This is a genomic window from Marinobacter flavimaris (assembly GCF_045057155.1).
In the GTDB taxonomy this organism is placed as follows: Bacteria; Pseudomonadota; Gammaproteobacteria; order Pseudomonadales; family Oleiphilaceae; genus Marinobacter; species Marinobacter manganoxydans.
In genome coordinates this window covers 2,128,819-2,154,123 of record NZ_CP171359.1, presented here as the reverse complement: position 1 = coordinate 2,154,123, position 25,305 = coordinate 2,128,819, and the positions used below count along the sequence as shown (strand labels likewise).

Here is a 25,305-nt window from a genome sequence, read left to right as displayed (position 1 = left end):
CCATCAGATGACGCCGGCCCGCAGCAGGTCGTGCATGTTGATGGCGCCGATTAGAGCACCGCTATCGTTCGTCACGGGCAGGGCATTGATCTTCATTTCCTCCATGATATTCAGCGCTTCCGCCGCCAGATGATCAGCCTGGATGGTTTTACCATTCCGCGTCATCACCTCGTTGATGGGCGTATGATGAATATCAACTGACCGGTCCAGAGTCCGGCGCAGGTCACCGTCCGTAAATATGCCGGTAAGCGTGCCTTCCCCGTTTACGACGGTGGTCATACCCAGACCTTTGCGGGAGATTTCAAGGAGAGCGCCGCTCAGGGGTGTGCCCTCGTTAACAACGGGAATCTGATCGCCTGTATGCATGATGTCGGAAACCCGAAGCAGCAGCCGGCGGCCGAGGCTGCCTCCGGGATGGGAGAACGCAAAATCCTCGGCACTGAATCCGCGGGCCTCAAGCAGTGCAACGGCCAGCGCATCCCCCATGACCAGGGTGGCCGTTGTTGAGGAGGTGGGCGCCAGGCCCAGGGGGCAGGCTTCCACCATAACGCTGACGTCCAGGTTGGCGACGGCTTCCCGGGCCAGGGTGGACGTGGCATTGCCGGTCATGCTGATCAGCGGGGCGCCCATACGTTTGATCAACGGCAGAATGGTGACCACCTCGCTGGTGTTGCCGCTGTTGGAAATGGCGATGACCACATCCTGGGAGGTGATCATGCCCATATCGCCGTGGCTTGCCTCACCCGGGTGCACGAAAAACGATGGCGTTCCGGTGCTGGCCAGGGTAGCGGCAATTTTATTGCCAATGTGGCCGGATTTTCCCATGCCGGTCACAACCACGCGGCCCCTGCAGTTCATTATAACTTCGCAGGCCCGCGTGAACTGGTCGTCGATTCGGGCTTCGAGGGCATCAATGGCGTCGCGCTCGATGCGGATGGCGCGGATGGCAGAAGATCGGAAATCGCTGGGAGTCTGTTCGGTCATCGGGCTTTGGGCCTGGCTGTCGGGACGTTGCAAATGTTGGGCAGAGTATACCATTTTCACCCGGCAACGATGCCCGGTTACCGAAAGTTCAGTCAAACTGATCATTGCTATCAGTACATTTTGGGCTCTTTGGATTGAGCTTGCGCGCTCCTTGGCATAATGTAGCGCCTCTTTGAAAGGTAAGGACTATGAATTCACCGGCTTACATATCGCTCAAGGACGTCGTGTTCTCCCGCTCAGGGCGCCGTATCTTCGACGGTGTCAGCCTGGACATCCCCCGCGGAAAAATCACCGCCATCATGGGGCCCAGCGGAACCGGGAAAACCACGCTGCTGCGCCTTATTGGCGGCCAGCTCAGGCCGGATTCGGGCAGTGTTGTGGTGGACGGCCATGAAGTGCCGAAGCTCAAGCGCAAAGCCCTCTACAGCCTTCGGGAAAAGATGGGCATGCTGTTCCAGAGTGGGGCGCTGTTCACCGATCTGAGCGTGTTCGAGAACGTGGCCTTCCCGTTGCGGGTGCACACAAAGCTGCCGGAAGACATGATTCGTGATGTCGTACTGATGAAGCTTGAAGCCGTCGGATTGCGAGGCGCCCGGCAACTGATGCCGTCGGAACTGTCCGGAGGTATGACCCGCCGGGTTGCTCTTGCCCGAAGTATTGCCCTGGATCCCGAGCTGATCATGTACGACGAGCCGTTCGCCGGCCAGGACCCGATTGCCATGGGCGTTCTGGTAAAGCTGATCCGCGATCTGAACAGCTCCATGGGGCTGACCAGCGTTCTGGTTTCCCACGATGTGCCCGAATCCCTGAGCATTTGCCATTACGCCTGCATCATCTCGGACGGCAAGGTGATCGGGGAGGGCACACCGGAAGAGCTCCGGGCGCATCCTTCCGGGAAGGTCCAGCAGTTTCTCCAGGGGCAGCCGGATGGCCCGGTGCCGTTTCACTACCCGGCCGAGGGCGCCGCCCAGGACTTTGGGGTGTCCGGGGGTGTGTCTTGATTGGCAGAATTGCCGCATTCGGGCGGCTCGGTCTTGATATCGTCTCGTCATTCGGCCGTTCAGGCCGTTTCCTTGCAGGCGTTCTGGGCGGTGTGCCCAGGCCGGCGACCGGTTTCCCCCTTCTGGTGAAGCAGCTGTACGCCGTTGGCGTTCTGTCCCTGGCCATTATCGTGGTTTCTGGCCTGTTTATTGGCATGGTGCTGGGGCTGCAGGGGTATACAATTCTGAGTGATTACGGTTCCGAGGCCGCTATCGGTCAGATGATTGCTCTGACCCTGGTGCGCGAACTCGGGCCGGTGGTAACTGCGTTGCTCTTCGCAGGTCGGGCCGGTTCGGCGCTGACAGCGGAAATAGGCCTGATGAAAGCCACCGAGCAGCTGTCTAGCATGGAAATGATGGGTGTGGACCCGCTTCGGCGCGTCATTGCGCCCCGCCTCTGGGCCGGGTTTATCGCCATGCCTGTGCTTGCGGTCATTTTCTCGGTGGTCGGCATCTGGGGCGGTATGCTGGTGGGTGTAGACTGGCTGGGCGTGTTCGAAGGCTCCTTCTGGGGCAATATGCAGTCGTCGGTGGATTTTGTTGATGATGTCCTGAACGGTGTCATCAAGAGCGTTGTTTTCGGCTTTGTCTGCGCCTGGATTGCGGTCTACCAGGGGTATGACTGTGTGCCGACATCGGCAGGGATCAGCTCGGCGACCACCAAGACCGTGGTGTACTCATCGCTGGCGGTGCTGGGGCTGGATTTCGTGCTGACCGCTGTCATGTTTGGCGATTTCTGAATCAACGATTAACGAGATAATACCGGAGCCGGAAATGGCGCAGAGAACCACTGAAATCATCGTTGGCCTGTTCATGATCGCAGGCTGTGCAGCTTTGCTGGTCCTGGCGCTTCAGGTGAGCGGGCTGTCGCCGAAATCGGCCGAGAGCACCTACACCATATATGCCAATTTCAACGATACTGGCGGGCTTACGCCCCGGGGGCGGGTCTCCATGGCCGGGGTAACGGTTGGCACCATCGAGTCCATCAGCCTGAACAAAGAGACGTTCCAGGCCCGCGTGGAAATGTCGATTCACTCGGATGTGGACAATATCCCGTCGGACAGTTCCGCAGTTATACGTACATCCGGCCTGCTCGGTGAGCAGTACATTGATATATCGATCGGGGCCGAGATGGATTCGCTGAAAGAGGGTGATACCTTCTATTCCACCCAGTCGGCCATGAACCTGGAGCGACTGATCAGCAACTTTGCATCGGGCCGCTGATTCGGGCCGGGAAGATTTAACAGGAGATCCTGATGTTTGCACTGAAACACCACATTCTGCTCGGCCTTCTGATGGCCCTGGTTCTGGTTACGCCGGCGCAGGCAGGCGAAGCGGAGGATCTCCGCCAATACGTGGATGAGAACACCCAGCGCCTTGTGGAAAAGCTCAATGAAGAGCGCGGTCTTTATGAGGAGGATCCCGAAGCCTTCTATGAAAGCATGGACCAGGCGCTGACGGACTTTGTCGACTTCCGCCGCATTGCGGCCCGGGTGATGGGCCGCTACGCCCGCCAGACCACGCCCGAACAGCGGGACGAATTCGTGGTCAAGTTCAAGCGCAGCCTGTTTGACAGTTATGCGCAGGCTCTGGTGAATGCGGAAAACTTCGAGATCCAGGTCAAGGAAGCGACCATCAACCCCCAGAGCGACGAGCGCGCGTCGGTACAGATGGAAGTCATCAGCGCCTCTGGAACCCGCTACCCGGTCACCTATTCGATGTACAAGAACGCCGACGGCAAATGGCTGATGGAAAACATCATCGTTGAAGGCGTAAACATCGGTCTGGCGTTCCGGGATCGGTTCAGCCAGGAAATGGAAGAAAACCGTGGCCAGATTCAGGCGGTCATCGATGGCTGGAGCGATGCCGTTGAGTCCCTGAACCTGGACCAGGAAGTGGATAAATCATGACCGCAGGGCTACCCCGGGTCCAGCTCTCCGACGGCGCTCTGATCGTCTCGGGTGAGGTGACCGCAGATACAGTCATTAACCTGAGAAAAGAGGGTGAAAAGCTGATCCGGTCGGCATCCGGCGATCTGGTTGTCGACCTGGATGGTCTGGTCACCGCCCACAGTGTTGTGCTGTCGATGTTGCTCTGCTGGCAGCGCCTCGCCGCTCAGTCAGGCATTGCCCTGTCGTTCAAGGGTGTCAGTGGCCGTTTGGCGTCATTGGCGGCCCTGAGCAACCTCGACGGCCAGCTCGCGGGGTTCGGTCCGGAATCCGTTCATCCCGCCCACTGACTTTTCCGGCCCCGGCCCCTTTGTTTACCGGACAGTAAAGCTGACCCGAGCGCCGGAATTGGTTACAATCTCGCCCCTGATTTCATAACACCCGAGGATTTTCTATGGATGCCGCCCAAGTCACCGAGCTGGTCAAAGAAGCATTGCCCGGCTGTGAAGTTCAGGTACAGGTTGATGGTACCCATTACCTGGTCGTCGTGGTGGGGGATGTATTCGAAGGCCTGCCGACCATCAAACGCCAGCAGCTGATCAATAAGGCGCTGTTCCAGCAGATCATGGATGGCTCAATTCACGCACTTCATCCGAAAGCATTTACTCCGGCTGAATGGGCTGAGCGCCAGGGCTGAATGGCCCGGACAAAACAGGATATTTATTGTGGATAAACTTCTGATCAGGGGCCGCAAGCCTCTGGATGGTGAAGTCCGGATTTCCGGCGCCAAGAACGCTGCGCTGCCAATCCTGGCAGCCACCTTGCTGGCAGACGAGCCGGTGACCGTGGGCAACCTGCCGCACCTGCACGACGTAACCACCATGATCGAACTTCTGGGTCGCATGGGCGTTGAAGTGATTATTGATGAGAAAATGAGCGTGGAAATTCACGCCAATACCATCAAGCATTTCCACGCGCCGTACGAGCTGGTGAAAACCATGCGTGCCTCAATCCTGGTATTGGGTCCGCTGGTGGCTCACTTCGGCGAAGCAGAAGTCTCCCTGCCAGGCGGCTGTGCAATCGGCAGTCGTCCGGTGAATCTGCACATCCACGGCCTGGAAATGATGGGTGCGGAGATCAAGGTCGAAAATGGCTACATCAAGGCCAAGACCAGCGGTCGCCTGAAGGGCGCCCACATCTTCCTGGATACCGTCACCGTAACAGGCACCGAGAACCTGATGATGGCCGCTGCCCTGGCAGACGGAAAAACCATCCTGGAAAACGCGGCCCGCGAGCCGGAGGTTGTTGACCTTGCCGAGTGCCTGATCGCCATGGGCGCGGACATCAAAGGCCACGGCACCGCCACTATCGAGATCAACGGTGTTGAGCGCCTGCACGGTTGCCATTACAACGTGCTGCCAGACCGTGTTGAAACCGGCACCTACCTGGTGGCTGCTGCTGCAACCGGCGGTCGGGTGAAGCTGAAGGATACCCGGGAAGATCTGCTGGAAGCGGTTGTGCTCAAGCTTGAAGAGGCCGGCGCCCACATCAATACCGGCCCGGACTGGATTGAGCTGGACATGAAAGGCAATCGCCCGAAAGCGGTGAGCCTTCGTACCGCGCCTTACCCGGCGTTCCCCACGGACATGCAGGCGCAGTTCGCCGCCATGAACGCGGTGGCCGAGGGCACGGGCACCATCGTGGAGACCGTGTTCGAAAACCGGTTCATGCACCTGCAGGAACTGATCCGCATGGGTGCGGACATTGCGCTTGAGGGCAATGCCGCCATCATCAAGGGTGTGGACCACCTTACCGGTGCACCGGTTATGGCCACGGACCTCCGGGCCTCAGCCAGTCTGGTGATTGCCGGCCTCATGGCCGACGGCGATACCATCGTAGACCGCATTTACCATATTGACCGCGGATACGAGTGTATTGAAGAGAAACTGCAGTTGTTGGGTGCCACTATCCGCCGCCTGCCAGCGTGAAAGACATCCATCCAGCCAATACGGGAAACCGGAAGAATCCATGACAGATTCCATAACCATCGCCTTGTCGAAGGGACGAATCCTGGAAGAGACCCTGCCGCTGCTCGCAGAAGCGGGCATTGAGCTGATCGACGACGTTAAAAAGTCCCGCAAACTGGTGTTCCCGACCACAGACCCCCATGTGCGAGTGCTGATCATCCGGGCCACCGACGTGCCGACCTATGTTCAGTACGGCGGGGCCGACCTCGGGGTGACCGGCAAGGATGTCTTGATGGAGCACGGTGGCGAAGGGCTTTATGAGCCGCTGGACCTGAATATTTCCCGTTGTCGCCTGATGACCGCCGGCCCGAAAGATCAGACTCCGCCATCCGGTCGTATCAAGGTGGCTACAAAGTTCGTCAACCTGGCTCGCCGGTACTACTCGGCCCAGGGTCGCCAGGCAGACATCATCAAGCTCTACGGCGCTATGGAGCTGGCTCCGATTCTTGGTCTGGCTGATGAGATCGTCGACATCGTTGATACCGGCAACACGCTGAAGGCAAACGGCCTTGAAGCCCGAGAGCTGATAGAGCATATCAGCAGCCGGTTGGTGGTTAATCGCGCGTCCATGAAGATGAAACACGAGCGTATTAACCCCATAATTGAAAAGATGTCTGCAGCTGTGGACAAACGCCGGCCCTAGTGCAAGAGCCGGTCAGGAAGTGGTGCAGCAAAGCTAGAAGTTAATCCAATACAGGATTTGAGTTATGACCGCCAAGATCACGAGATTGAACGCCTCCCAAAGTGACTTTAATGATGCGTTGGCCAAACTGCTGGCCTGGGACGACAGCGTTGATCATCAGGTGAACGAGTCGGTGCGTCATATCCTGCATGAGGTGAAAACCCGTGGTGACCAGGCGGTTCTGGAGTTTACCGAGAAGTTCGATCGCCTCAAGGTTGGCTCTGTCGCCGAGCTGGAAATGGACCAGAGCCGGCTGCAGAAGGCTCTGGAAGCGATTCCCCAGGACCAGCGCGTGGCCCTGGAAAAAGCCGCTGAGCGGATCCGTGACTATCACGAGCGCCAGAACCAGAAGTCCTGGCAGTATGAAGACGAAGACGGAACCGTGCTCGGCCAGAAGGTAACGCCGCTGGATCGGGCGGGTCTTTACGTGCCCGGCGGGAAAGCCGCTTATCCGTCATCCGTGCTCATGAACGCCATTCCCGCAAAGGTCGCGGGTGTCAGTGAAGTCGTGATGGTTGTTCCGACACCGGATGGTGTGGTGAATGACATGGTCCTGGCCTCCGCAGCGATTGCCGGTGTTGACCGGGTCTTCACCGTTGGCGGTGCCCAGGCTGTCGGCGCGCTGGCCTATGGTACAGAAACCATCCCGGCCGTCGATAAAATCGTCGGCCCCGGTAATATCTTTGTTGCCACCGCCAAGCGTGAAGTGTTTGGCGTCGTCGGCATCGACATGATCGCCGGCCCGTCGGAAATCCTCGTGATCAGCGACGGCAAAACCGACCCCGACTGGATCGCCATGGACCTGTTCTCCCAGGCAGAACACGACGAACAGGCCCAGTCCATCCTCATCAGCCCGGATGCGGAATTTCTGGACGCTGTCGAAGCCAGCATCAACAAACTGCTGCCGACCATGGAACGTGCCGACATCATCCGCACCTCCATGACCGACCGCGCCGCGCTGATCCAGGTCGCCGATCTGAAACAAGCCGCCGAAGTCTCCAACCGCATCGCCCCGGAGCACCTGGAGCTGTCGGTCGAAGACCCCGAGGCCATGCTCGAAGACATTCGCCACGCCGGCGCCATCTTCATGGGCCGCTACACCGCAGAAGCCCTGGGCGATTACTGCGCCGGCCCGAACCATGTGCTGCCCACCAGCGGCACCGCACGGTTCTCTTCACCGCTGGGCGTTTACGACTTCCAGAAGCGATCCTCCATCATCGGCTTCAGCGCTGCCGGTGCTGATCGAATGGGGCGTGTGGCGTCGGTTCTTGCCCGTGGCGAGGGCTTAACCGCCCACGCCCGGTCGGCGGAATATCGTATTAAAGATTAAAAGACTTCACCCCCTATGTATGCAGGGCGGCGGGCAGCTCAATCTCCGAGAATGTCGGCGGCCATGGATGGCCGACGCCAAGCGCACATGGATGTGCTCGTAGCGGTTCTCGGAGAGTGACCTGCCTGTCGCCCGTCTGCACCAAATGGAGTGCATAATCGATGAGCAAATTCTGGAGCCCCCTGGTAAACGACCTGGTTCCGTACGTACCAGGCGAACAGCCAAAAATGGCCAACCTGGTGAAGCTGAACACCAACGAAAACCCCTTCGGCCCCTCACCAAAAGTCATCGAAGCCATCCAGGCCGAACTGAACGACGGCTTGCGCCTCTATCCGGATCCGGAAGGCGAAAGCCTGCGCCAGACTATCGCGGCGTACAACAAGGTAAAGCCGGAACAGATCTTCCTCGGCAACGGCTCCGATGAAGTCCTGGCCCACATCTTCTTTGGCCTGTTCCAGCATGGCGAACCGATCCTGTTTCCGGACATAACTTACAGCTTCTATCCGGTTTACTGCGGCCTCTATAACATCGAGAGCAAAAAAGTACCGCTGACAGAAAGCTTCGAAATCAACCCGGACGACTTCAAGCAGCCCAACGGCGGCGTGATCTTCCCGAACCCGAATGCGCCAACCGGCCGGTATCTCGAGCTGCAGCATGTTGAAGAGATCCTGGCGGCCAACCCGAACCGCGTCGTGGTGGTGGATGAGGCCTACATTGATTTTGGAGGCGAGTCGGCAATCACCTTGGTCGACAAATACCCGAACCTGCTGGTCTCCCAGACGCTCTCCAAGGCCCGCTCGCTGGCGGGGTTGCGCGTAGGCTTCGCCGTCGGTCATCCGGACCTGATCGAGGCCCTGAACCGTGTGAAGAACAGCTTCAACAGCTACCCGCTGGACCGCCTGGCCCTCGCCGGTGCGAAAGCAGCCTACGAGGATGAGGCCTGGTTCCGGAAGTGCTGCGATGGCGTGATCTCCGAGCGTGAGCGCGTAGCGGCTGCTCTCGAGGAGCTGGGTTTTGAGGTGTTACCCTCAAAGGCAAACTTTATCTTTGCCCGTCACAAAGAGCAGCCGGGTGAGGTTTTGGCGAAGAGCCTTCGTGAGCGGGGCATTATCGTCCGGCACTTCAACAAGCCTCGAATCAGCGAGTTCCTGCGCATCACCATCGGCACTGTTGAGCAGAACGATGCTTTGATTGCTGGGCTCGAATCACTCTAGCCTTTGGGCTAGCGGGCAGCGCAAGGCAGACACCCCTTTCCGGGAACCGCTACGAGCACCCGCACACGGGTCCAGCCAGCAATCATAGATTGCTGTCGTTCGGCTGTCGCATGAAGCTTCGCTTCATAAGCGCTCGGCCTCACCCATGTGCGCTTGACGTCGGCCATCCTTGGCCGCCGACATTCCCGAAAAGGGGTGCCTGCCTCGCTCGTCGAACTTCTAAGAAATAGTCCGGAGCGATTACTGATGGCTGAACGAAACGACATCCTTAAGAAAATCGGCGAATGGCTGCAGCCAGAGAATTTCCAGGATTACTGTCCGAATGGCCTGCAGGTTGAAGGCACGTCCGAAATTAATACTGTCATTTCTGGCGTAACTGCCTCAAAAGCGCTCATCGAAGCCGCCATTGAAGCAAACGCAGATATGATCCTGGTCCACCATGGTTACTTCTGGAAAGGTGAGGGCCAGCGAATCCAGGGCATGAAACGAGAACGCTTGAAACAGCTTCTCGACAACGACATCAATCTTGTCGCCTACCACCTCCCGCTGGATGACCATCCCGAATACGGCAACAACCGTCAGCTGGCAGGCGTTCTCAATATCAAGAATCCACGCCCGCTCGGCGGTCTGGTCTGGGAGGGTGAGCTGGAAGAAGCGATGTCTCCAGAGAAATTCGGTCTTCACATCGCCAGACAGCTTCACCGTGAACCGCTTTGGGTGGGCGAGGGTCCGGCAACTATAAAGCGGGTAGGGTGGTGCACCGGCGCTGCGCAGGGTTTCATCAACATGGCCCTGGATGCGGGTCTAGATGCTTACATCAGCGGTGAAATCTCTGAGCCGACGACGCACACGGCAAGGGAATGTGGCATCCATTATTACGCTGCCGGGCACCACGCGACTGAGCGCTATGGCGTTCAGGCTCTCGGAAAAGCGCTAGTGGAGGAGTTTGGCGTCGCCCACAAGTTTATCGATTGCGACAACCCGGTCTGACTGTTCGGTTCTTGCTTGGAGCGACTTGCACTTCATCGGACAGAGCGGGGTAGGCGCCCCTTTCCGAGAATGTCGGCGGCCAGGGATGGCCGACGTCAAGCGCACATGGATGTGCTCGTAGCGGTTCTCGGAAAGGGGCGCCTATCCCGCTCGCTCCCCGAGTCCAGCAGTCTTATCCAGACTTAATTCCCAAGCTACCGCCATAAAAAAAATTAGGCCTGCTGAGCTTTATCACCCTTCTTGAGCCCAAAGTCCTCAGCAAGCGTGCCGGAATCCTTAGGATCTGTCTTGGGCGCATAATCCCGCGGCGGCTCGGAAGCGTCCTCGCGAACCTCTTCCAGGCGCTTCTTGGAAGTCTCCTGCGCCAACTCCTCCATCCAGTCTTCGTCATTGCAAAGACGGTTGGCGCCGCGTGCCATATGCTGGTTCACGTCGCGGTAGGCATCGTTGAAGCGGCGCAGCAAATGGGCCGACTCCATGAAATGCTCGTTCACCTGGGCCTGGTAGCGGGTATATTCGCTTCTCAGTTCCTCAATCTGCTGTTCCGCCCGGCGCTGCCGAAGCGACGTTCCCTGCCCGGAACGGCCAACAAATACCCCGATGACAATGCCAACAACCAATGCGGCAATCGCTGCCAGAATCAGGTTTGTCATATGCTGTGTCGTCCTTTTACCTAGAAGTGAGCCAAGCCCCTGTTCGACGAGTATAACGCCCCAGGCTCCATCATCCCATGATTGTGGCCTGCGCCAATCGTCGTATTGCTGCCCAGGCGGCCAACGTGGCGAAAAATCGCCAAATGCGAGACAATATGGCGCCCAAATTTACGATCAACTTCCGGGAATACCTTGATGACAGCTGCGATGTCCTCCGAAACCAGTGCGACCATGACCCCTTGGCAACGTTACCAAAAGGATCTTGAACGCCCGGATTTCCAGAAGGACTCGGCCCAGGAAGATGCGGTCAAGCGCCTTCAGTCACTGTACGACAAACTTGTTGAAGCCGAAAGGGATCGTACCAAGCCCAAGGCCAAACTTTTGCGCAAGCTCAAGAAAGGCAAAGAAGAGCCGGTCAAGGGCCTGTATTTCTGGGGTGGGGTAGGCCGGGGAAAAACCTACCTGATGGATACCTTCTACGAGTCGCTGCCCTTTGATCGCAAGATGCGGGTCCACTTCCACCGCTTCATGCAGCGGGTACACAGCGAGCTCAGATCCCTCAAGGGCGAGAAGAATCCACTCGAGCTGGTCTCGAAAAAGTTTGCCGATGAAGCCCGGGTTATCTGTTTCGACGAGTTCTTCGTGTCCGACATTGGCGATGCCATGATTCTCGCCACCCTGATGGACGGCTTGTTCAGCCGCGGCGTCACCCTGGTGTGCACTTCTAATATCGTCCCGGATGGTCTTTACAAGGATGGTCTCCAGCGCGCCCGGTTCTTGCCCGCTATTGAGCTCGTCAAAAAGCACACCGATGTGGTCAACGTTGATGGCGGCGTAGACTACCGGTTGCGGACGCTCGAGCAGGCGGAACTGTTCCACTCGCCTCTTGATGAAGATGCGGACGTCAGCCTGCGCAAAAGTTTCGATGCTTTGGCGGTTGAGGCCGGCAAACACAGCAAATCCATGGAAATCAACGGCCGTAAAATTCCCGCCCAGGCGCACGCAGACGACGTGGTCTGGTTCGATTTCAAAGACGTCTGCGACGGCCCACGAAGCCAGAACGATTACATCGAGATGGCCAGGCAGTTCCACGCCATCATCGTCAGCAACGTGCCCGTCCTGGGCAAAGAAAAAGACGATCAGGCGCGCCGGTTCATTAACATGATTGACGAATTTTACGACCGCAACGTTAAAGTCATCATCTCGGCGGCGGCACCTATCACAGAGCTTTACACCGGCGGCCGCCTCGGCTTTGAATTCGAGCGCACTGAATCCCGCCTGCTGGAGATGCAGTCCCGGGAATACCTCGAAGCACCGCACAAACCATAAAAAAGAAAACAGCCCTGCGTAGGTCGGATCAGCACAGCGCAATCCGACAAGAACCTGCCAGACAACCAACAGAGAGATTCAGAAATGAGCACAGACAACGTCGTTATCGTAAGCGGGGTTCGTACCCCCATGGGTGGATTCCAGGGTAGCCTGGCCAGTGTCAGCGCAACCGATCTTGGAGCGATCACCATCGCCGAGGCCGTAAAACGCGCCGGTCTGAAGCCTGCGGATGTGCAGGAAGTCATCATGGGCAACGTCCTGCCTGCCGGCCTAAAACAGGGCCCGGCCCGCCAGGCTATGCGCAAGGCCGGCCTGCCGGATCACACTGGAGCTACCACCATCAATAAGCTCTGCGGCTCCGGCATGAAAGCCGCCATGTTCGCCCACGATCTGATCAAAGCCGGCAGCAACGACATCATGGTTGCCGGTGGTATGGAAAGCATGTCGAACGCTCCCTACATCCTGCAGGCCGTTCGCAGCGGCTACCGCATGGGCCCGGGTCAGGCACCCCAGGATCATATGTTCCTGGACGGCCTCGAAGACGCCGAAACTGGTCGCCTGATGGGCGCCTTTGCCCAGGAAATGGCGGACAAGAAAGGCTACACCCGGGAAGAAATGGATGAATACGCCATCACCTCCCTCACTCGGGCCAAAAAAGCCATTGAGGAAGGTCTGCTGAAAGACGAGATCATTCCGGTAACCGTGAAAAGCCGAAAAGGCGAAGTGATTGTCGAGGACGACGAGCAACCCCACAACGCCAACATCGACAAGATCCCGAGCCTCCGCCCGGCATTCGCCAAAGATGGTACCGTCACAGCGGCGAATGCCTCTTCGATCTCAGATGGCGCGTCTGCGTTGCTCCTGATGCGCGAGTCCGAGGCTGAAAAACGCGGCCTCAAACCCCTGGCGCGAATCGTCGGTCACAGCACCCAGTCCCAGCATCCTGCCGAGTTTACCTGCGCGCCGGTTGGCGCTATCGAAACCCTATTCGGCAAAACCGGTTGGAGCAAAGACGACGTCGACCTCTTCGAGATCAACGAAGCCTTCGCCATGGTCGCCATGATGCCCATCCGCGAACTAGGCCTGGACCCCGAGAAAGTTAACATCCACGGCGGCGCATGCGCACAGGGCCACCCGGTCGGCTCCACCGGATCCCGCCTCCTGGTAACCCTTATGTACGCCCTCCAGCGTTACGGCAAAAAGAGAGGCATCGCAGCCCTCTGCATTGGTGGTGGTGAAGCTACGGCAATGGCTATCGAGATGCTTTGAACTCGGGAGTTTGGCAGGGGCGGAAGTCCTTCCCGAAACACGCTGTAAATACGTCCCTGTACGCTTGACGGCAGCATCCTTGCTGCCGACAGTTTCGGGAAGGACTCCCGCCCCCGCCAGGCAAACCTCCGGGTAGTCGTTCCCATACAATCGTTTTTCGCGGCATGGGTTTATAGCGAACTCCAAAGCCCGGTGCCGAGGTGGCGATGGTTCCTCCGAGAATGTCGGCGGCCATGGATGGCCGACGCCAAGCGCACATGGATGTGCTAGTAGCGGTTCTCGGAGGAACCATCGCCACCTTGGCGCTCCTCGCAACTAACAGCCGCCGAAAAAAACCACCAAAACCAAAGTGGTTGCATCCATATTTGTTGTCTATAGTGATTCTGTGCGACGAAACCCGGCAGCAAACGGCGGTAATAGAGGTGTGAGAGCAAAATCATACTTTTGACTGATCAAAGCGCCCGAAGGCGTTAGCTATAGTGCCAATATCACGAGCACTGTGCACGAAGCCTCCAATACATCGTGAACACCAATAATCAGAGCAGCGACTCAGAACAACAATGGAGTAGCCTTCCAATGACAAGAAAAACACATCAATGGCAGCGTTGGACCAAATTACCGCTTGCCGTGGCAGTTGCGGCGGGAGTGTCCGGTCACGCAGCCGCCTATTCGTTCTACGTGGGAGATGTGGAAGCCCAGTTCAACACCACGCTGTCCGCGGGTGCAGGTTGGCGAGTTGAGGATCGAGACAAGCGTCTGATCGCACAGGGTAACCTTGGGCCCGAGTACGCTCCGGGCGGTGCTCTGGAAAACATCGGCGCCTCCGCCAACAACTACGACGACGGCAACCTCAACTTCGAAAGTGGCGATACCTACTCCAAAATCGTCAAGGGTAACAGCGAGCTTTACCTCAATTACAACGTCGACAGCTCTTTCCTTACCCGTGTTGGTGGTTTGCTTCGAGGCCGCTACTGGTATGATTTTGAACTGAAAGATGAAAGCCGTGCCGTTGATTTTGTCGGTCAGCGCCGCGAGCTGAATCAACATGCCAAGGACTATGCTTCCGGTGGTGAAATTCTGGATGCCTATGTATTCTCGGACTGGTACTTTGGCCAGATTCCGGTCAGCCTGCGTTATGGCAAGCAGGTTCTCAGCTGGGGCGAAAGTACGTTTATTCAGGGCGGTATCAATATCATCAACCCTGTAGACGTTCCCGCTTTCCGGGCGCCGGGCTCCGAGCTTAAAGACGCCCTGCTGCCCGTGGAGATGTTCTACATGTCTGCCGGCGTGACTGAAAATATTACACTGGAAACTTTTGTGCAGGCGGACTGGGAGCCAGTTCGTCCGGATGACTGCGGAACCTTCTTCTCAACCAACGATTTCGCAGCTGACGGATGTGGTCCGGTTCTGCTTGCCGGCCAGCTGTCTGATTCACAGGCACTTGCACAAGGCCTGGTTGCAGATCGTGTCGGAGACAGGGAGGCGGATGCCAAGGATCAGTTTGGCGTTGCCATGCGCTGGTACTTGCCGCAGCTGAATGATTCGGAGCTTGGTTTCTACTACATCAAGTACAACAGCCGTCTGCCGTATGTGAGCGGTGTTGTCCGTGATCCGCAGAATGGCCAGAACTTGCCCCTGTATTTCATTGAGTACCCGGAAAACATCAACCTGTATGGCGTGAGTATCAATACCACCACCCCGGGCGGATGGTCACTGGGTGCTGAGTACTCCTACCGCGACAAGCTGCCGCTGCAGTGGAACGCCTTTGAACTGATCTTTGGCGGCAACGAAGTTGTGAATCCAGAAACTGGCGAGCCAGCCAGTCAGTTGCAGGTTATTCGCGAAGCTGAAGCCGGTGGTGCATCGCTCAACGGTGAAGCTGTAAGTGGTTGGGATGAGTACGGCGTATCTCAGGCCCAGTTCACGCTCATCAAATTCTTTGAGCAGGTAATGGGGGCGGACCGCCTTACCCTGGTTACCGAATTTGGCGCGACTTACGTACATGACCTGCCCGATTACGACACCGCTCGTTATGGCAGGTCAGGCACGTTTGGCATAGGTCAGCTCCCGGGCGGGGCGTGTGACGGTTCCGGTCAGACGGGTCAAGCACTTAACATCAATACCAACTACTGCAACAATGAAGGCTTCACTACCGATTTCTCCTGGGGCTACCGCGCCCGGTTTGTGTGGAGTTATCTCGATGCGTTTGCCGGTATAAACCTGTTACCGCAACTGGCCTGGAGCCACGATGTCAAAGGTTACAGCCCGCAGCCCGGCGGAGCATTCAACGAGGGCAGCAAGGCGATTGGCGTGTCCGTGGAAGCGGTTTACCAGAACGTTATCAGTGCCGATATCGGTTACACGAACTATTTTGACGGAAAGCCGTATAATGAGTTGACCGACCGCGATTACGTGACTGCCAGCATTTCATACTCATTCTGATCCGGTACGAATTCGTTGAACGAGGGAATTTAAATGAAACTGAACAAGAAACTACTGGCCACAGGCGTTCTGGCAGCTAGCATTTTTGCCGGCCAGGCCTGGGGTGCGGTTTCTGCTGAAGAAGCGGCCAAGCTGGGTGATTCGCTGACACCGATAGGCGCGATGAAAGCCGGCAATGGCGGTGAAATCCCCCCGTGGACAGGTGGGTTGACTACCCCTCCGCCCAACTACAAGGGTGACGGCATATACGTAAATCCGTACCCCAACGAAGAGCCGAAGTTCACCATTGATCAGAGCAACGTTGATCAGTACAAAGACAAACTGTCCCCGGGGCAGGTTGCGATGATCAAGCGTTACAACGATTATTTCATGCCGGTGTATGAAACCCACCGTTCTGCGGCCTATCCGAAGGAAGTTATGGAGCAGACCGTTGAGAATGCAACCACCGTTGAGCTGATCAAGGATGGTAATGGCCTGGGCAACTACCAGTCTGCTACCCCCTTCCCGATCCCTCAGAATGGTCTGGAGGCAATCTGGAACCACATTACCCGTTACAGAGGTGGTTCTGTACAGCGTACCGTTGGTCAGGTGACGCCGACTGAAGGTGGTGAATTCTCTGTTGTGAAATTCCAGGACGAGCTTACCTGGCGTACCTACCTCTCGGATTACAATCCGGACGAGGATGCGAACGTTCTATTTTACTTCAAGCAGGCCATTACCGCTCCGGCACGTCTCGCCGGTAACGTACTGCTGGTACACGAGACCATCGACCAGGTTGCCGAGCCTCGCCGTGCGTGGGTTTACAACGCCGGTCAGCGTCGGGTTCGTCGGGCGCCTCAGGTAGCGTATGACGGACCGGGTACCGCGTCTGACGGTATGCGTACTTCGGATAACTTCGACATGTTCAACGGTGCTCCGGATCGCTACAACTGGGAGCTGGTTGGCAAGAAGGAAATGTACATTCCGTACAACTCCTACAAGCTGACCGATCGCAGTCTGAGCTATGACCAGATTATTCAGGCTGGTCATATCAATCAGGATTACACTCGCTACGAGCTGCACCGTGTATGGCATGTTCGCGCAACCCTGAAAGAAGGGGCCCGCCACATCTATGCCCAGCGTGACTTCTACATTGATGAGGACTCCTGGCAGGCATCTGTCATTGATCACTACGACGGCCGTGGCGAACTCTGGCGTGTTGCAGAAGCCCACAATATGCAGTTCTATGATCAGAAAGTGCCCTGGTACGCCATTGAGACGCTGTACGACCTGCTCTCTGGCCGGTACCTCGCGCTTGGTCTGACCAACGAAGAAGAAAATCCCTATGAGTTTGGCGTTGAACGTCGCTCCAGGGACTACTCGCCGGCCGCACTGCGGCGCGCTGGTACACGGTAAGCGTTCATCCGAACCGCTAAAAAACGGCGGGCCTTTGGGTCCGTCGTTTTTTTATCACTCGATAAAATCCTTTCACGTCAAAATTTTGCAGCCCACCCCTCAATTGGTTTAACCTTCCTATCATACTAAAGGCGTACCCGGTAAAGGTCGTCAATAAAAAGTCAGTGCAAGATCCACTTTTCCGGCGGTGCAAGGCAGTTCAGGCCGGAGTTAAATGGGGCAGTGCGTGAAACCATTCAATGATGGCTGTGCAGCCAACGATGAATTTCAGTCGGCGAATAGTGGTCTTCAAAGAGGCGAGCTGGTCAGAGACCTGCTCAGGCAACGGGTTCAGATTCCCCCGGTTCCGTCCGATTCCCTGGCCCGGCCAAGACTCAATGGCAAGATTTCTGAAGCACTGACTTCCAGAAGCGTTCTGTTTGTGGAAGCGCCCTGTGGCTATGGCAAATCTCACGCCGTGGTCAGTGCGCTTGGTGGCGCAGAAATGGCTACCGATCAGGTTCGCTGGGTTGCCCTGAACTCCCAGGACAATGCACCGTCCCGCTTCCTGACACTGCTTGCCATTGCCCTGGATCTGCCCGAAACCCCCGAACAGGGGATTCAGAGTGGCGCCACCTTTTCCGATACACTGTCGATGATGCAGGTAGCGCTGGCCCGCACCGGTGACAGTCAGCCACGGGTTCTGGTGCTGGACAACCTTCAGCATCTCAGCAACCCCGCCGTTGTGGACCTGCTCCACCAACTGATTATGGACTTTCCGGCTGGCTCCTCCATTGTTCTGATTTCGCGCAAGGCACTGCCTTTCGAAACACACAGCCTTGAGCTGGAAAACCGGTTCACCCGCATAGGGCCCGAAGCGCTTGAGTTCTCTCGTTCCGAAACCTTCGAGTTTTTCCGGCCTGCGACGGCAAATAGCGAACTCACCAGTGTTGCTGTCGATAATCTTTATTATATGACTGAGGGCTGGGCGACGCCGTTAGCGCTGTATCGCCGAGAGGTTCTCCAGAATGTTGACCGGAAACCGATTCAGGAAACACCAAGCGTTGAGCGGTTCCTGAAGGAATCGGTTCTTGGCAATCTTACACCGGGCCAGATACGCTGCATGCGCGGCATTGCCGAGCTTGAGCTGTGTTCCGATGAACTGTTCCTGGCGCTTGAGCCGCTCCTGCCAGAAACCGGTTTCGTTCCCTCCCAGGCTGTTGAAAGGGGGCTCCCGCTGAAGCCCATGCCGGGCCGTGGCCGTTGGTATCGTATTAATCCCTTGTTGCAGGAATGGCTGAAGTCGCCGGTCATGGCCGGTTATCCGGAGCGAATGCTGCAGGCAAGTCGGTGGTTTGGCGTGCGTGATCAATTCCCGGAAGCGCTCAAGTACGCCTTGCTGGCTGGTGATGCGGAGGAGGTCATTCGGATTGCCTCGGAAGGGTCAGAGGCTCTGCTGTTGGGGCAGGATACTGCTTCGCTTCTGCGACTTCGCAAGAGCCTGCCGGCACAGCTACTGGAGCGGAGCGTGAGGCTCAGGATTGTCTACAGCTGGGTTCATGCGATTGGCGGCCAGTTCCGCCAGGCCCGGGCCCTGATTGACGGTCTGGCTGAGGCTGACCAAAAAGAACAGGCTGCACGCATCTGTGCTCTGAGAGCGTTTATTCTGCGAGGCGAGGGCAGTGTTGGCCCGGCCCTGGAAATGGCGGATCGGGCCCTGGCCGAAGGTGAGCTCAGTACCCAGGGCCAACTGGTCACCCAGATGGTGCGTTCCAGTGCCCTGTGCGCAGCAGGTCGGTTCCAGGAAGCGCGGGAAGCCAACCGCGCGGCGTCGAGGTTGGCCCGGGAAGCCGGCGATTCCGGCTCGGAAGCCCTGGCGGTTTACGCCCATGCCCGCATCGAACTTGGCAAAGGCGCTCTCAAACACGCCGAGCAGTTGTTGCGCACTGGCCTCGACACTGCCATGCAGGAGCTGGCTCGTCCTGCTCGTATCGGCGAGACCCGTCTGCAGCTGAACCTGGTGCTGGTGCTCTGGCATCAGGGCCGGGAAGCCGAGGCGGACCGTTTGCTCGTTACCTGTGGCCGCCACGCGGAACAGACCCGGGATCTGGGGCTGTTGCTGGCGATGACCATCCGTGTGCTGATGTGCCGTGGGCAAGGCCGGCTCGACGACGCCTTCGTCTGGATCGGGCGGGCAGAACGCACCATGCATTCCTGGCAGGTTGACGAGTCACTGTTTGTACCCGTACTGGAGGCGCTTAAAGCGAATTGCTGGCTGTCCCAGAACCAGATCGACAGCGCGGATCAGGCGGTCCGTAAGCTGGCTCCCTATCGGGAAGCCGGTTGTGTGCCAGAGCTGTTCCCGATGATGCCGGGTCTGCTGGATTGCCTGCAGGTGCGGGTCGACCTGGCCCGTGGTGACCTGATAAAGGCGCGGGAAACGCTTCAGGGTATCCGTGAGCGTTACGAGGGTGCCATTCCCTGGGGAGTTGAGCTGCACATGCGCCTGCTGGAAGCGGTGATCGTTCTGGATGAAAAAGGGGCAGTGGTTGCCCTGAAAATATTGTCGGCAGTCGTTGCCGAAGCAGCTGCCGAGCATTTCATCAGTCCCTTCCGGGAGCTGCGTGGTGAGTTGCAGGAGCTGATGGGTAAAGGTTTTGGTCAGTTGCCTGAGAATGCTTTCAAGGAGGCGCTCGGTGAGCTGTTCGAGTTGCAGGCCAGCGTATCAGGCGCCGACACACTGGCCGAACCGATCAGTGAGCGGGAGCAGGGCGTGCTTGAACTGATTGCCAAAGGGCTGTCGAACCAGGAAATTGCCGACAAGCTGCACATATCCCTGCACACGGTGAAAACCCACGCCCGCCGAATCAACGCCAAGCTGGAAGTGAAATCCCGGACTCAGGCTATTGTCCGGGCCCGGGAGCTGGGGCTGCTTTAAGCTCATCGATCCGGGCATCCTTCTCGGCCCAGATATCGCTCACCCAACGCTGAAACGCGATCCGGGTTTCCCGGTTATTCTCGTAATCCATGCCCAGGAATTCCCGGGGGATCTCCCGCGTCCGCACCTCAATAATGATCCTGCGGATCCGCCCGCACAGGTAATCCCAGAAGCCGGCACGGCCGTCTGGATAGACGATGGTGACATCCAGCATGGTATGAATCATCTCGCCCATGGCGCCAAGCACGAACGCGGTACCACCCGCCCTCGGCTTCAAAAGGTGCTTATAGGGTGAGTTCTGTCGGTCATGCTTCTCCGGCGTAAACCGGGTGCCTTCCATGAAGTTAAAGATGGTGACCGGCGTATAGCGGAACTTCTCGCAGGCAGCCTGGGTGGCGGCCACGTCCTTGCCTTTCAGCTCAGGGCGTTTGGCGATCTGTTCCTTGGTATGGCGGTGCATAAAGGGAAAATCCAGCGCCCACCAAGCAACCCCCAGAAACGGGACCCAGATCAGCTGTCTTTTCAGGAAGAACTTCAGCAGCGGAATCCGACTGTTGAGCACATACTGAATGGCCGGTATATCGGCCCAGCTCTGATGGTTGCAAGTGACAAAATACCAGTGCTCCCGGCTGAGGTTCTCTACCCCGCGAACGTCCCAGTCGACTTTGTGAAGAAAATCCATCAGCAGGTTGTTAAAGCCGATCCACACCCACGCGATGTTGTTCAGGATCACCGTGCAGCCCTTGCGCACGGAGGTAATCGGTAGCACGAGTTTAAGCAGCGCGAACACCAGAAGAACGGGAAATAGCACGAGGGTATTACACAGGATGGCCAGGGCCGCCAAAGTCCCCTTCAGCGGCGCAGGGAGAAAATAGAGCATGTGGTCGAGTCTCTAGCCTTCAGCCGGGTTGGTGTTCAGTGAGGATTGGCGTGGTAACAACCCGGCTTCCGCTTTCGTTGAGGCCAGTTGCTCAAGGCGGCTGGGTTCGATATCCCGGACCACGCTTCGGAAATCGTCGTCGTAGAATTCCAGGTTGTTGTAATGAATCATGGCCCGGATTTCTTCAATATATTCCTCGCCGCGTTCGGAATAGCCGAGCAGGCCTTCCGCGAGTTCCAGTCCGGATAGTGCCGCATTGTTACGGCGATCTTTCAGCCGAACGTCCCTCAGCAACTGGTAGGTGGGGTGGCGGTTCAGGTTCTGGATGTAGGCCCGAACCGACCGGTAGGGCGAAGAGAACTTCGCCACTTCATGGCTGGCGCCCTCGGCACGACCGAGGGGAACCAGGCCGCAGCCCTTGGAAAAGCACCACTGGCCGAACAGGTTGTTGCCCTTGATGGCAAAGCGGGAGGTGCCCCAGGCAGATTCGTTGGCTGCCTGGGCCAGGATCAGGGACGGAGGAATCACGTCCAGGCGCTTGCGTAGCAGGGCAAATTGCTCGTCGCTGCCGGGCTCGGCATCCACTCGTAACCGCTCCGACTGCTGCGCCAGCCAGTTGTATTCCTTGCTGGTCAGGCTTTCCTTGTTGGCCAGGCTGTCCAGGTAGTCGCGCTCGATCAGAATCCGGGAATTGGCCAGAACAATTCTCGGGTACAGAAACGAAAAGAACGCGGCTTTTTTCTCGGTGGTGTCCTGGTACTGAGAGAAATCCGGCAGATCGTCATTGGCCCAGGTCGGCAGAGGCGGCAGGGAGGAAAGGGCAGGCTCGGAGCCCGAGTTAGCAGAATCGCCCTGGTCAACACTCGCCTGTGGTGTATAGAAACCGCCCCCGATCGCAAACGCAATCAAGGGAACCATCAGCATGACCGCCCGTTTACCCGCAGACATAAAACCTCTCGTTAAAGTCGATACAGCAACAATTATAACAGGTTATACGAGAGCGTCTGCCTCTTGGGTTTCGTCGTGTGCAGCTGCGGTCAGGGCAGGCGTGTCGCCATCACCAGGCCGATCTGTTCCTCATTGCCCTCGGTGGTTCGCATACGCAGGTAAAACTGGTCCTGGCTGGCGGTGTGGAAGCCCTCCAGCACAAGGTTGCCGGCACTGAACTGCACCTGGCCATCGCCGGCCTGGCTGTTATAGGTCAGGGCAATGTCCGGCAGGTTCTCAAGAGCGGGTTTCGTCACGGTTTCGTTGTCGACCGAATGGGTACTGGTCAATGCGACCGGGGACAGCGTCGCGGCACTAGGGGAATCAATGGTCAGCAGTGCATTGTCAAAATGCCGGAGACGGTTTGTGTCTGGCGCCAATGCCAGGGCTACACCCTGAAGCCGGAACTGGCCCGTGGCCGGTGCGGTGTTGGCGGTTTGCTCGGCCGCAATCAGGATGCCGTCTCCCAGTGGGCTGTCATCCAGATTGAACGCCATCAGGCTGCCGTCCGGCGTGCTGGCACCGATGCCGATATCCGGCTGCTGGAAATCACCGGAGGCGGTGGTAATGTCCAGGTTCAGCCGGCCGATATCCACATCGCCTTTGCTGAGCCGGGCCGTCCGGTTGCTCAGGGCCCAGGATTCCGTTCGGGTGCCGGTGGAATCAGTAGTGACAGTGCCTGAGTTACCGCGCTGCACCGTTGTATAGCTCTGGGATTGGCTCACCGTGCCGCCATTAATCTGCCACTGGCCAACGCCTGCTTCAATGGCCATGGGTGGTGTCTCATCGCTGAACCGGGTTCCCAGGTACAGCATGTTGTATTCGCGGCCGTTCAGGGTGTCCGCGTCGAAATCTTCCTTTCGAAGCAGGTTGATTTCAAGAACCGACAGATACTGGTCTTCCAGAGTGCCCAGCCGCAACAACGAATCCCCATCAGCCTCTAGCTCGATAGCCTTGCCCGCACTGAAATAGCCGCTGATCACCCGGTCCGGGCCCGTGGTTTCATCCACGGGAGCGCTGGTGAAGGCATCCAGGTAGTAGGGATTGCGAGTCCAGCCAATGATTTTCGAACTGCCCCGGCCGGTAATGCTCTGGTACAGGGCCCGGCCGGCCAGCAAACGGGTATCTTCCAGCAGGGTGGCGGCCCCGGGAGAGGATGAGTGGGTGTTCCGATCCCACCGATCCGATCCCCGCACAAAGAAATTGTTCCCGTCCTGATGAATCAGGGCCTCCCGATCATAGGGAATATCGTTGGCCAGAGACGTAACGCGGATATTGAACGCATCGAAACTGGTGAGCGTCAGGGCCGGGTAAACATAGCCGGTGCCGTTCTCATCCGTCAGCACCTCTTCCTGTGCGGTACGAACACCCCATTGGCCGGATCGACTCAAAGAAGGCTCCAGAAACGTCTGCCCCAGCTCAATGCCCAGGAATACCGAATTGTAGTCCGCGGAACTGGCGCTGATCTTGCCCGATGAGCTCTCGTCCAGCACCGCGTAGTCGGCCATGGCGCTGACGTACCGGGCAAAGTCTCCCCGATTCTCCAGAACATCCAGGGCACCGCCGAGGCCAACATTGGCGGGGATATCAATTTCAAAGTCGTGCACCTGGTCGGCCAGGGTAGACCACACGTACTTGTTCAGGCACAGCTCGCCACCCTCATCGGCAACGCAATCCATAATGGTCTGGAACTCGCCTGCCGTGTAGCTGCTGAGGGTATTACGCACCAGATACTCGGAGAAGGGGTTCACCTTCACATCCCGGTCAGCATCGGCGGCCAGGGCACGCATGCGGGTGTTGCCGTAACTGGCATCGATAATCACATCCGGACCCAGGGGCAGGCCGTTGGTGAATTCGATAATGGTGAAGCCTTCGCTGTCGGTGCGCGTGGAAATCGCGGGTTCATCAAGCACCGACAGGGCCTGATTGGTGTAGTAAACACTCACCCTGTCCGGCTGTACGATTCTCAGGTTACGCCGGGTCGGCTCGCCCTCGCTGGTGACACCACCTGGTACCTCCATGGTTACCCGGACTTCGTTGCTGGCGAGGCCCCCGGTGTTGGTGGAATCGCCGGTGCTGCCGGAGCTGAAATCGTCCACCGGGTTCTTGTTGCCTGCGAAGTCATTGGGCTGACTGGCCGCCCCCTCAATGGCATCGTCACCGCCACCACATCCGGCGGTAAGTAATAGAGTCGAGGAGAGCAGTAAACCGAGAGAGAATCGCATGCCTGGCTATCCGTGCAGAGAATACAGGCAAACAGTCTAACAGTGGGATTCTCGGGAAAGCGTGAGGAAAAGCACGAAAGGGTTATGGAGGGAACACGAAACGGGCCCCACCGGGCCCGTTTCAGAAAAGGCAGGAATCAGAAGAAAATCTTCATGCCCGCCATAACGCCTTCATCGAGATTGACGTCTCGTGAGGAGTTCTCGATATCGGTGTTCAGATAGCGATAGCCGGCGAAAATCTCGGCGTTGCGGATAACCCGATAGCTACCACGCAGCTCAAGGCTGGTCATATCATCGGAATCGCCAAACGAGAGAATGCTGGGGGCGTAGTGCAGGCCACCGGTGAACGACAGGCCAGGGACATCCGGGATATTGACGGTCGCAAAACCGCCAAGACCGACAGCACCGCCATCGGCGCGGCTTTGATCCCAATAGATACCCCTCATGCCGATGCCGGCTGTGGTGGGCAGGTTGCCGATTGCCGTGCGGCCCTGGGCATGGAAATCAACGTTGAAAATATCGCGGCCACCTTCGCGGTAGGTGTAACCGGTGCCAAGCTGGAGGTCGTTGTTGGTGCCGAAGAAATTTACCTGGCCCTTCACCGAATCGTTGGTGAGGCTGAGGTCGACATCCCCTGCAAAGGCAGGCGCGGCAGCCAGTGAGAGAATCATCAGGGAAATCCGGGACGCTTTCATATATGTGCACCTTCGTTACGTTTTTAGCAGAATTGCCGGTATGTTAACGGGGTGTTCCGGGCCACTCAACTTAAATGCCGGTAAGTCCCCGTTAACTTTCATTTTTCGCAGGTCAGTGCCGGGTGGTATCGCCGCCCTGGTCCAGATCTTCCGGTGAAGCGTTCTCTGCGGGTACCCGGTATTCCTCGTTGGCCCAGGCCCCCAGATCGATCAGTTTGCAGCGCTCGGAACAGAAAGGGCGCCAAGGGTTGGTCTCGGTCCATTCCACGGACTTTTTACAGGTTGGGCATTCAACGTTCATGGTTGCCTTCGGGTAGTGGAAACGTGTCTGGATGTCTGTGCCCTGATTTTAGAAAA

At 57.7% G+C, this 25,305-nt stretch carries 23 protein-coding genes; 16 read left to right on the top strand and 7 right to left on the bottom strand.

Annotated features, from left to right (window positions below; all coding sequences use genetic code 11):
• Window positions 1-3 precede the first annotated feature (3 nt).
• Window positions 4-984: a KpsF/GutQ family sugar-phosphate isomerase gene (locus ACGK9W_RS10075; protein ID WP_405420805.1), complete on the bottom strand. Its 981-nt coding sequence runs from the start codon at window positions 982-984 to the stop codon at window positions 4-6.
• A 188-nt stretch (window positions 985-1,172) separates the two neighbouring features.
• Here ACGK9W_RS10075 and ACGK9W_RS10070 point away from each other — a divergent pair, with 188 nt between their 5' ends.
• From ACGK9W_RS10070 to ACGK9W_RS10020, 11 genes are all read left to right on the top strand, one after another.
• Window positions 1,173-1,985, top strand: a complete 813-nt coding sequence (locus ACGK9W_RS10070; protein WP_405420802.1) for an ATP-binding cassette domain-containing protein — start codon at window positions 1,173-1,175, stop codon at window positions 1,983-1,985.
• Complete coding sequence (mlaE, locus tag ACGK9W_RS10065) at window positions 1,982-2,764, top strand: lipid asymmetry maintenance ABC transporter permease subunit MlaE (protein WP_053112674.1); 783 nt, start codon at window positions 1,982-1,984, stop codon at window positions 2,762-2,764. The genes ACGK9W_RS10070 and mlaE overlap by 4 nt, the downstream gene beginning before the upstream one ends.
• 34 nt (window positions 2,765-2,798) lie before the next feature.
• On the top strand, window positions 2,799-3,248 hold the full coding sequence (gene mlaD, locus ACGK9W_RS10060; protein WP_341582379.1) for an outer membrane lipid asymmetry maintenance protein MlaD: 450 nt from the start codon (window positions 2,799-2,801) through the stop codon (window positions 3,246-3,248).
• 32 nt (window positions 3,249-3,280) lie between these two features.
• A complete protein-coding gene (locus tag ACGK9W_RS10055) occupies window positions 3,281-3,934 on the top strand; it encodes a phospholipid-binding protein MlaC (protein ID WP_273071648.1) in 654 nt (217 codons plus the stop codon).
• Window positions 3,931-4,263 carry a lipid asymmetry maintenance protein MlaB gene (locus ACGK9W_RS10050; RefSeq protein ID WP_405420798.1) on the top strand — a complete coding sequence of 111 codons (333 nt, stop codon included), beginning with the start codon at window positions 3,931-3,933 and terminating at the stop codon, window positions 4,261-4,263. Before ACGK9W_RS10055 ends, ACGK9W_RS10050 begins: the two co-directional genes overlap by 4 nt.
• A 104-nt stretch (window positions 4,264-4,367) precedes the next feature.
• Complete coding sequence (locus tag ACGK9W_RS10045) at window positions 4,368-4,610, top strand: BolA family protein (protein WP_008170179.1); 243 nt, start codon at window positions 4,368-4,370, stop codon at window positions 4,608-4,610.
• Window positions 4,611-4,638: 28 nt separating this feature from the next.
• Window positions 4,639-5,901 (top strand): UDP-N-acetylglucosamine 1-carboxyvinyltransferase, encoded by a 1,263-nt coding sequence (murA, locus tag ACGK9W_RS10040; protein ID WP_405420795.1) that lies wholly within the window; start codon window positions 4,639-4,641, stop codon window positions 5,899-5,901.
• 40 nt (window positions 5,902-5,941) lie between these two features.
• Window positions 5,942-6,583 carry an ATP phosphoribosyltransferase gene (hisG, locus tag ACGK9W_RS10035; protein WP_405420793.1) on the top strand — a complete coding sequence of 214 codons (642 nt, stop codon included), beginning with the start codon at window positions 5,942-5,944 and terminating at the stop codon, window positions 6,581-6,583.
• Window positions 6,584-6,647: 64 nt separating this feature from the next.
• A complete protein-coding gene (hisD, locus tag ACGK9W_RS10030) occupies window positions 6,648-7,952 on the top strand; it encodes a histidinol dehydrogenase (RefSeq protein WP_405420790.1) in 1,305 nt (434 codons plus the stop codon).
• A gap of 161 nt (window positions 7,953-8,113) precedes the next feature.
• Window positions 8,114-9,166: a histidinol-phosphate transaminase gene (gene hisC, locus ACGK9W_RS10025; protein WP_405420787.1), complete on the top strand. Its 1,053-nt coding sequence runs from the start codon at window positions 8,114-8,116 to the stop codon at window positions 9,164-9,166.
• 246 nt (window positions 9,167-9,412) lie between these two features.
• Window positions 9,413-10,156 carry a Nif3-like dinuclear metal center hexameric protein gene (locus ACGK9W_RS10020; RefSeq protein ID WP_405420785.1) on the top strand — a complete coding sequence of 248 codons (744 nt, stop codon included), beginning with the start codon at window positions 9,413-9,415 and terminating at the stop codon, window positions 10,154-10,156.
• A gap of 212 nt (window positions 10,157-10,368) precedes the next feature.
• Here the strand turns inward: ACGK9W_RS10020 and ACGK9W_RS10015 are convergent, their stop codons facing one another.
• Window positions 10,369-10,809, bottom strand: a complete 441-nt coding sequence (locus tag ACGK9W_RS10015) for a YhcB family protein (RefSeq protein ID WP_008170195.1) — start codon at window positions 10,807-10,809, stop codon at window positions 10,369-10,371.
• A gap of 231 nt (window positions 10,810-11,040) precedes the next feature.
• Here ACGK9W_RS10015 and zapE point away from each other — a divergent pair, with 231 nt between their 5' ends.
• The 5 genes from zapE (at window position 11,041) to ACGK9W_RS09990 (ending at window position 20,161) form a co-directional block, all read left to right on the top strand.
• Complete coding sequence (zapE, locus tag ACGK9W_RS10010; RefSeq protein ID WP_405421034.1) at window positions 11,041-12,138, top strand: cell division protein ZapE; 1,098 nt, start codon at window positions 11,041-11,043, stop codon at window positions 12,136-12,138.
• A gap of 84 nt (window positions 12,139-12,222) precedes the next feature.
• Window positions 12,223-13,407: a thiolase family protein gene (locus ACGK9W_RS10005; protein ID WP_405420781.1), complete on the top strand. Its 1,185-nt coding sequence runs from the start codon at window positions 12,223-12,225 to the stop codon at window positions 13,405-13,407.
• A 576-nt stretch (window positions 13,408-13,983) separates the two neighbouring features.
• Entirely contained in the window at window positions 13,984-15,849 is a 1,866-nt protein-coding gene (locus tag ACGK9W_RS10000) for a DUF1302 domain-containing protein (protein WP_405420780.1), read from the top strand.
• 33 nt (window positions 15,850-15,882) lie between these two features.
• On the top strand, window positions 15,883-17,244 hold the full coding sequence (locus ACGK9W_RS09995) for a DUF1329 domain-containing protein (RefSeq protein WP_405420777.1): 1,362 nt from the start codon (window positions 15,883-15,885) through the stop codon (window positions 17,242-17,244).
• A 214-nt stretch (window positions 17,245-17,458) separates the two neighbouring features.
• Window positions 17,459-20,161 carry a LuxR C-terminal-related transcriptional regulator gene (locus tag ACGK9W_RS09990; protein ID WP_405420774.1) on the top strand — a complete coding sequence of 901 codons (2,703 nt, stop codon included), beginning with the start codon at window positions 17,459-17,461 and terminating at the stop codon, window positions 20,159-20,161.
• On the opposite strand, the gene ACGK9W_RS09985 is transcribed toward ACGK9W_RS09990, so the two are convergent.
• The 5 genes from ACGK9W_RS09985 to yacG all read right to left on the bottom strand — a co-directional run bounded on the left by ACGK9W_RS09985 (window position 20,127) and on the right by yacG (window position 25,249).
• On the bottom strand, window positions 20,127-21,041 hold the full coding sequence (locus ACGK9W_RS09985) for an acyltransferase (protein WP_405420771.1): 915 nt from the start codon (window positions 21,039-21,041) through the stop codon (window positions 20,127-20,129). The genes ACGK9W_RS09990 and ACGK9W_RS09985 overlap by 35 nt on opposite strands.
• 12 nt (window positions 21,042-21,053) lie before the next feature.
• Entirely contained in the window at window positions 21,054-21,989 is a 936-nt protein-coding gene (locus ACGK9W_RS09980; RefSeq protein ID WP_405420769.1) for a glucosaminidase domain-containing protein, read from the bottom strand.
• Between the two features lie 89 nt (window positions 21,990-22,078).
• Window positions 22,079-24,253: a hypothetical protein gene (locus ACGK9W_RS09975; protein ID WP_405420766.1), complete on the bottom strand. Its 2,175-nt coding sequence runs from the start codon at window positions 24,251-24,253 to the stop codon at window positions 22,079-22,081.
• Window positions 24,254-24,390: 137 nt separating this feature from the next.
• Complete coding sequence (locus ACGK9W_RS09970; protein ID WP_092030965.1) at window positions 24,391-24,948, bottom strand: YfaZ family outer membrane protein; 558 nt, start codon at window positions 24,946-24,948, stop codon at window positions 24,391-24,393.
• Between the two features lie 112 nt (window positions 24,949-25,060).
• Window positions 25,061-25,249, bottom strand: coding sequence for a DNA gyrase inhibitor YacG (gene yacG / locus ACGK9W_RS09965; protein ID WP_273018052.1), 189 nt, complete (start codon window positions 25,247-25,249; stop codon window positions 25,061-25,063).
• Window positions 25,250-25,305 lie beyond the last annotated feature (56 nt).

Coding starts and splice junctions, on each gene's coding strand:
- ACGK9W_RS10075 (WP_405420805.1), bottom strand. CDS start 984: ATGACCGAACAGACTCCCAGCGATTTCCGATCTTCTGCCATCCGCGCC.
- hisG (WP_405420793.1), top strand. CDS start 5,942: ATGACAGATTCCATAACCATCGCCTTGTCGAAGGGACGAATCCTGGAA.
- ACGK9W_RS10050 (WP_405420798.1), top strand. CDS start 3,931: ATGACCGCAGGGCTACCCCGGGTCCAGCTCTCCGACGGCGCTCTGATC.
- ACGK9W_RS09990 (WP_405420774.1), top strand. CDS start 17,459: ATGGGGCAGTGCGTGAAACCATTCAATGATGGCTGTGCAGCCAACGAT.
- ACGK9W_RS09980 (WP_405420769.1), bottom strand. CDS start 21,989: ATGTCTGCGGGTAAACGGGCGGTCATGCTGATGGTTCCCTTGATTGCG.
- ACGK9W_RS10045 (WP_008170179.1), top strand. CDS start 4,368: ATGGATGCCGCCCAAGTCACCGAGCTGGTCAAAGAAGCATTGCCCGGC.
- ACGK9W_RS09995 (WP_405420777.1), top strand. CDS start 15,883: ATGAAACTGAACAAGAAACTACTGGCCACAGGCGTTCTGGCAGCTAGC.
- ACGK9W_RS09970 (WP_092030965.1), bottom strand. CDS start 24,948: ATGAAAGCGTCCCGGATTTCCCTGATGATTCTCTCACTGGCTGCCGCG.
- ACGK9W_RS09985 (WP_405420771.1), bottom strand. CDS start 21,041: ATGCTCTATTTTCTCCCTGCGCCGCTGAAGGGGACTTTGGCGGCCCTG.
- hisC (WP_405420787.1), top strand. CDS start 8,114: ATGAGCAAATTCTGGAGCCCCCTGGTAAACGACCTGGTTCCGTACGTA.
- ACGK9W_RS10055 (WP_273071648.1), top strand. CDS start 3,281: ATGTTTGCACTGAAACACCACATTCTGCTCGGCCTTCTGATGGCCCTG.
- ACGK9W_RS10020 (WP_405420785.1), top strand. CDS start 9,413: ATGGCTGAACGAAACGACATCCTTAAGAAAATCGGCGAATGGCTGCAG.
- mlaD (WP_341582379.1), top strand. CDS start 2,799: ATGGCGCAGAGAACCACTGAAATCATCGTTGGCCTGTTCATGATCGCA.
- ACGK9W_RS09975 (WP_405420766.1), bottom strand. CDS start 24,253: ATGCGATTCTCTCTCGGTTTACTGCTCTCCTCGACTCTATTACTTACC.
- ACGK9W_RS10000 (WP_405420780.1), top strand. CDS start 13,984: ATGACAAGAAAAACACATCAATGGCAGCGTTGGACCAAATTACCGCTT.
- hisD (WP_405420790.1), top strand. CDS start 6,648: ATGACCGCCAAGATCACGAGATTGAACGCCTCCCAAAGTGACTTTAAT.
- zapE (WP_405421034.1), top strand. CDS start 11,041: ATGACCCCTTGGCAACGTTACCAAAAGGATCTTGAACGCCCGGATTTC.
- ACGK9W_RS10015 (WP_008170195.1), bottom strand. CDS start 10,809: ATGACAAACCTGATTCTGGCAGCGATTGCCGCATTGGTTGTTGGCATT.
- ACGK9W_RS10005 (WP_405420781.1), top strand. CDS start 12,223: ATGAGCACAGACAACGTCGTTATCGTAAGCGGGGTTCGTACCCCCATG.
- ACGK9W_RS10070 (WP_405420802.1), top strand. CDS start 1,173: ATGAATTCACCGGCTTACATATCGCTCAAGGACGTCGTGTTCTCCCGC.
- yacG (WP_273018052.1), bottom strand. CDS start 25,249: ATGAACGTTGAATGCCCAACCTGTAAAAAGTCCGTGGAATGGACCGAG.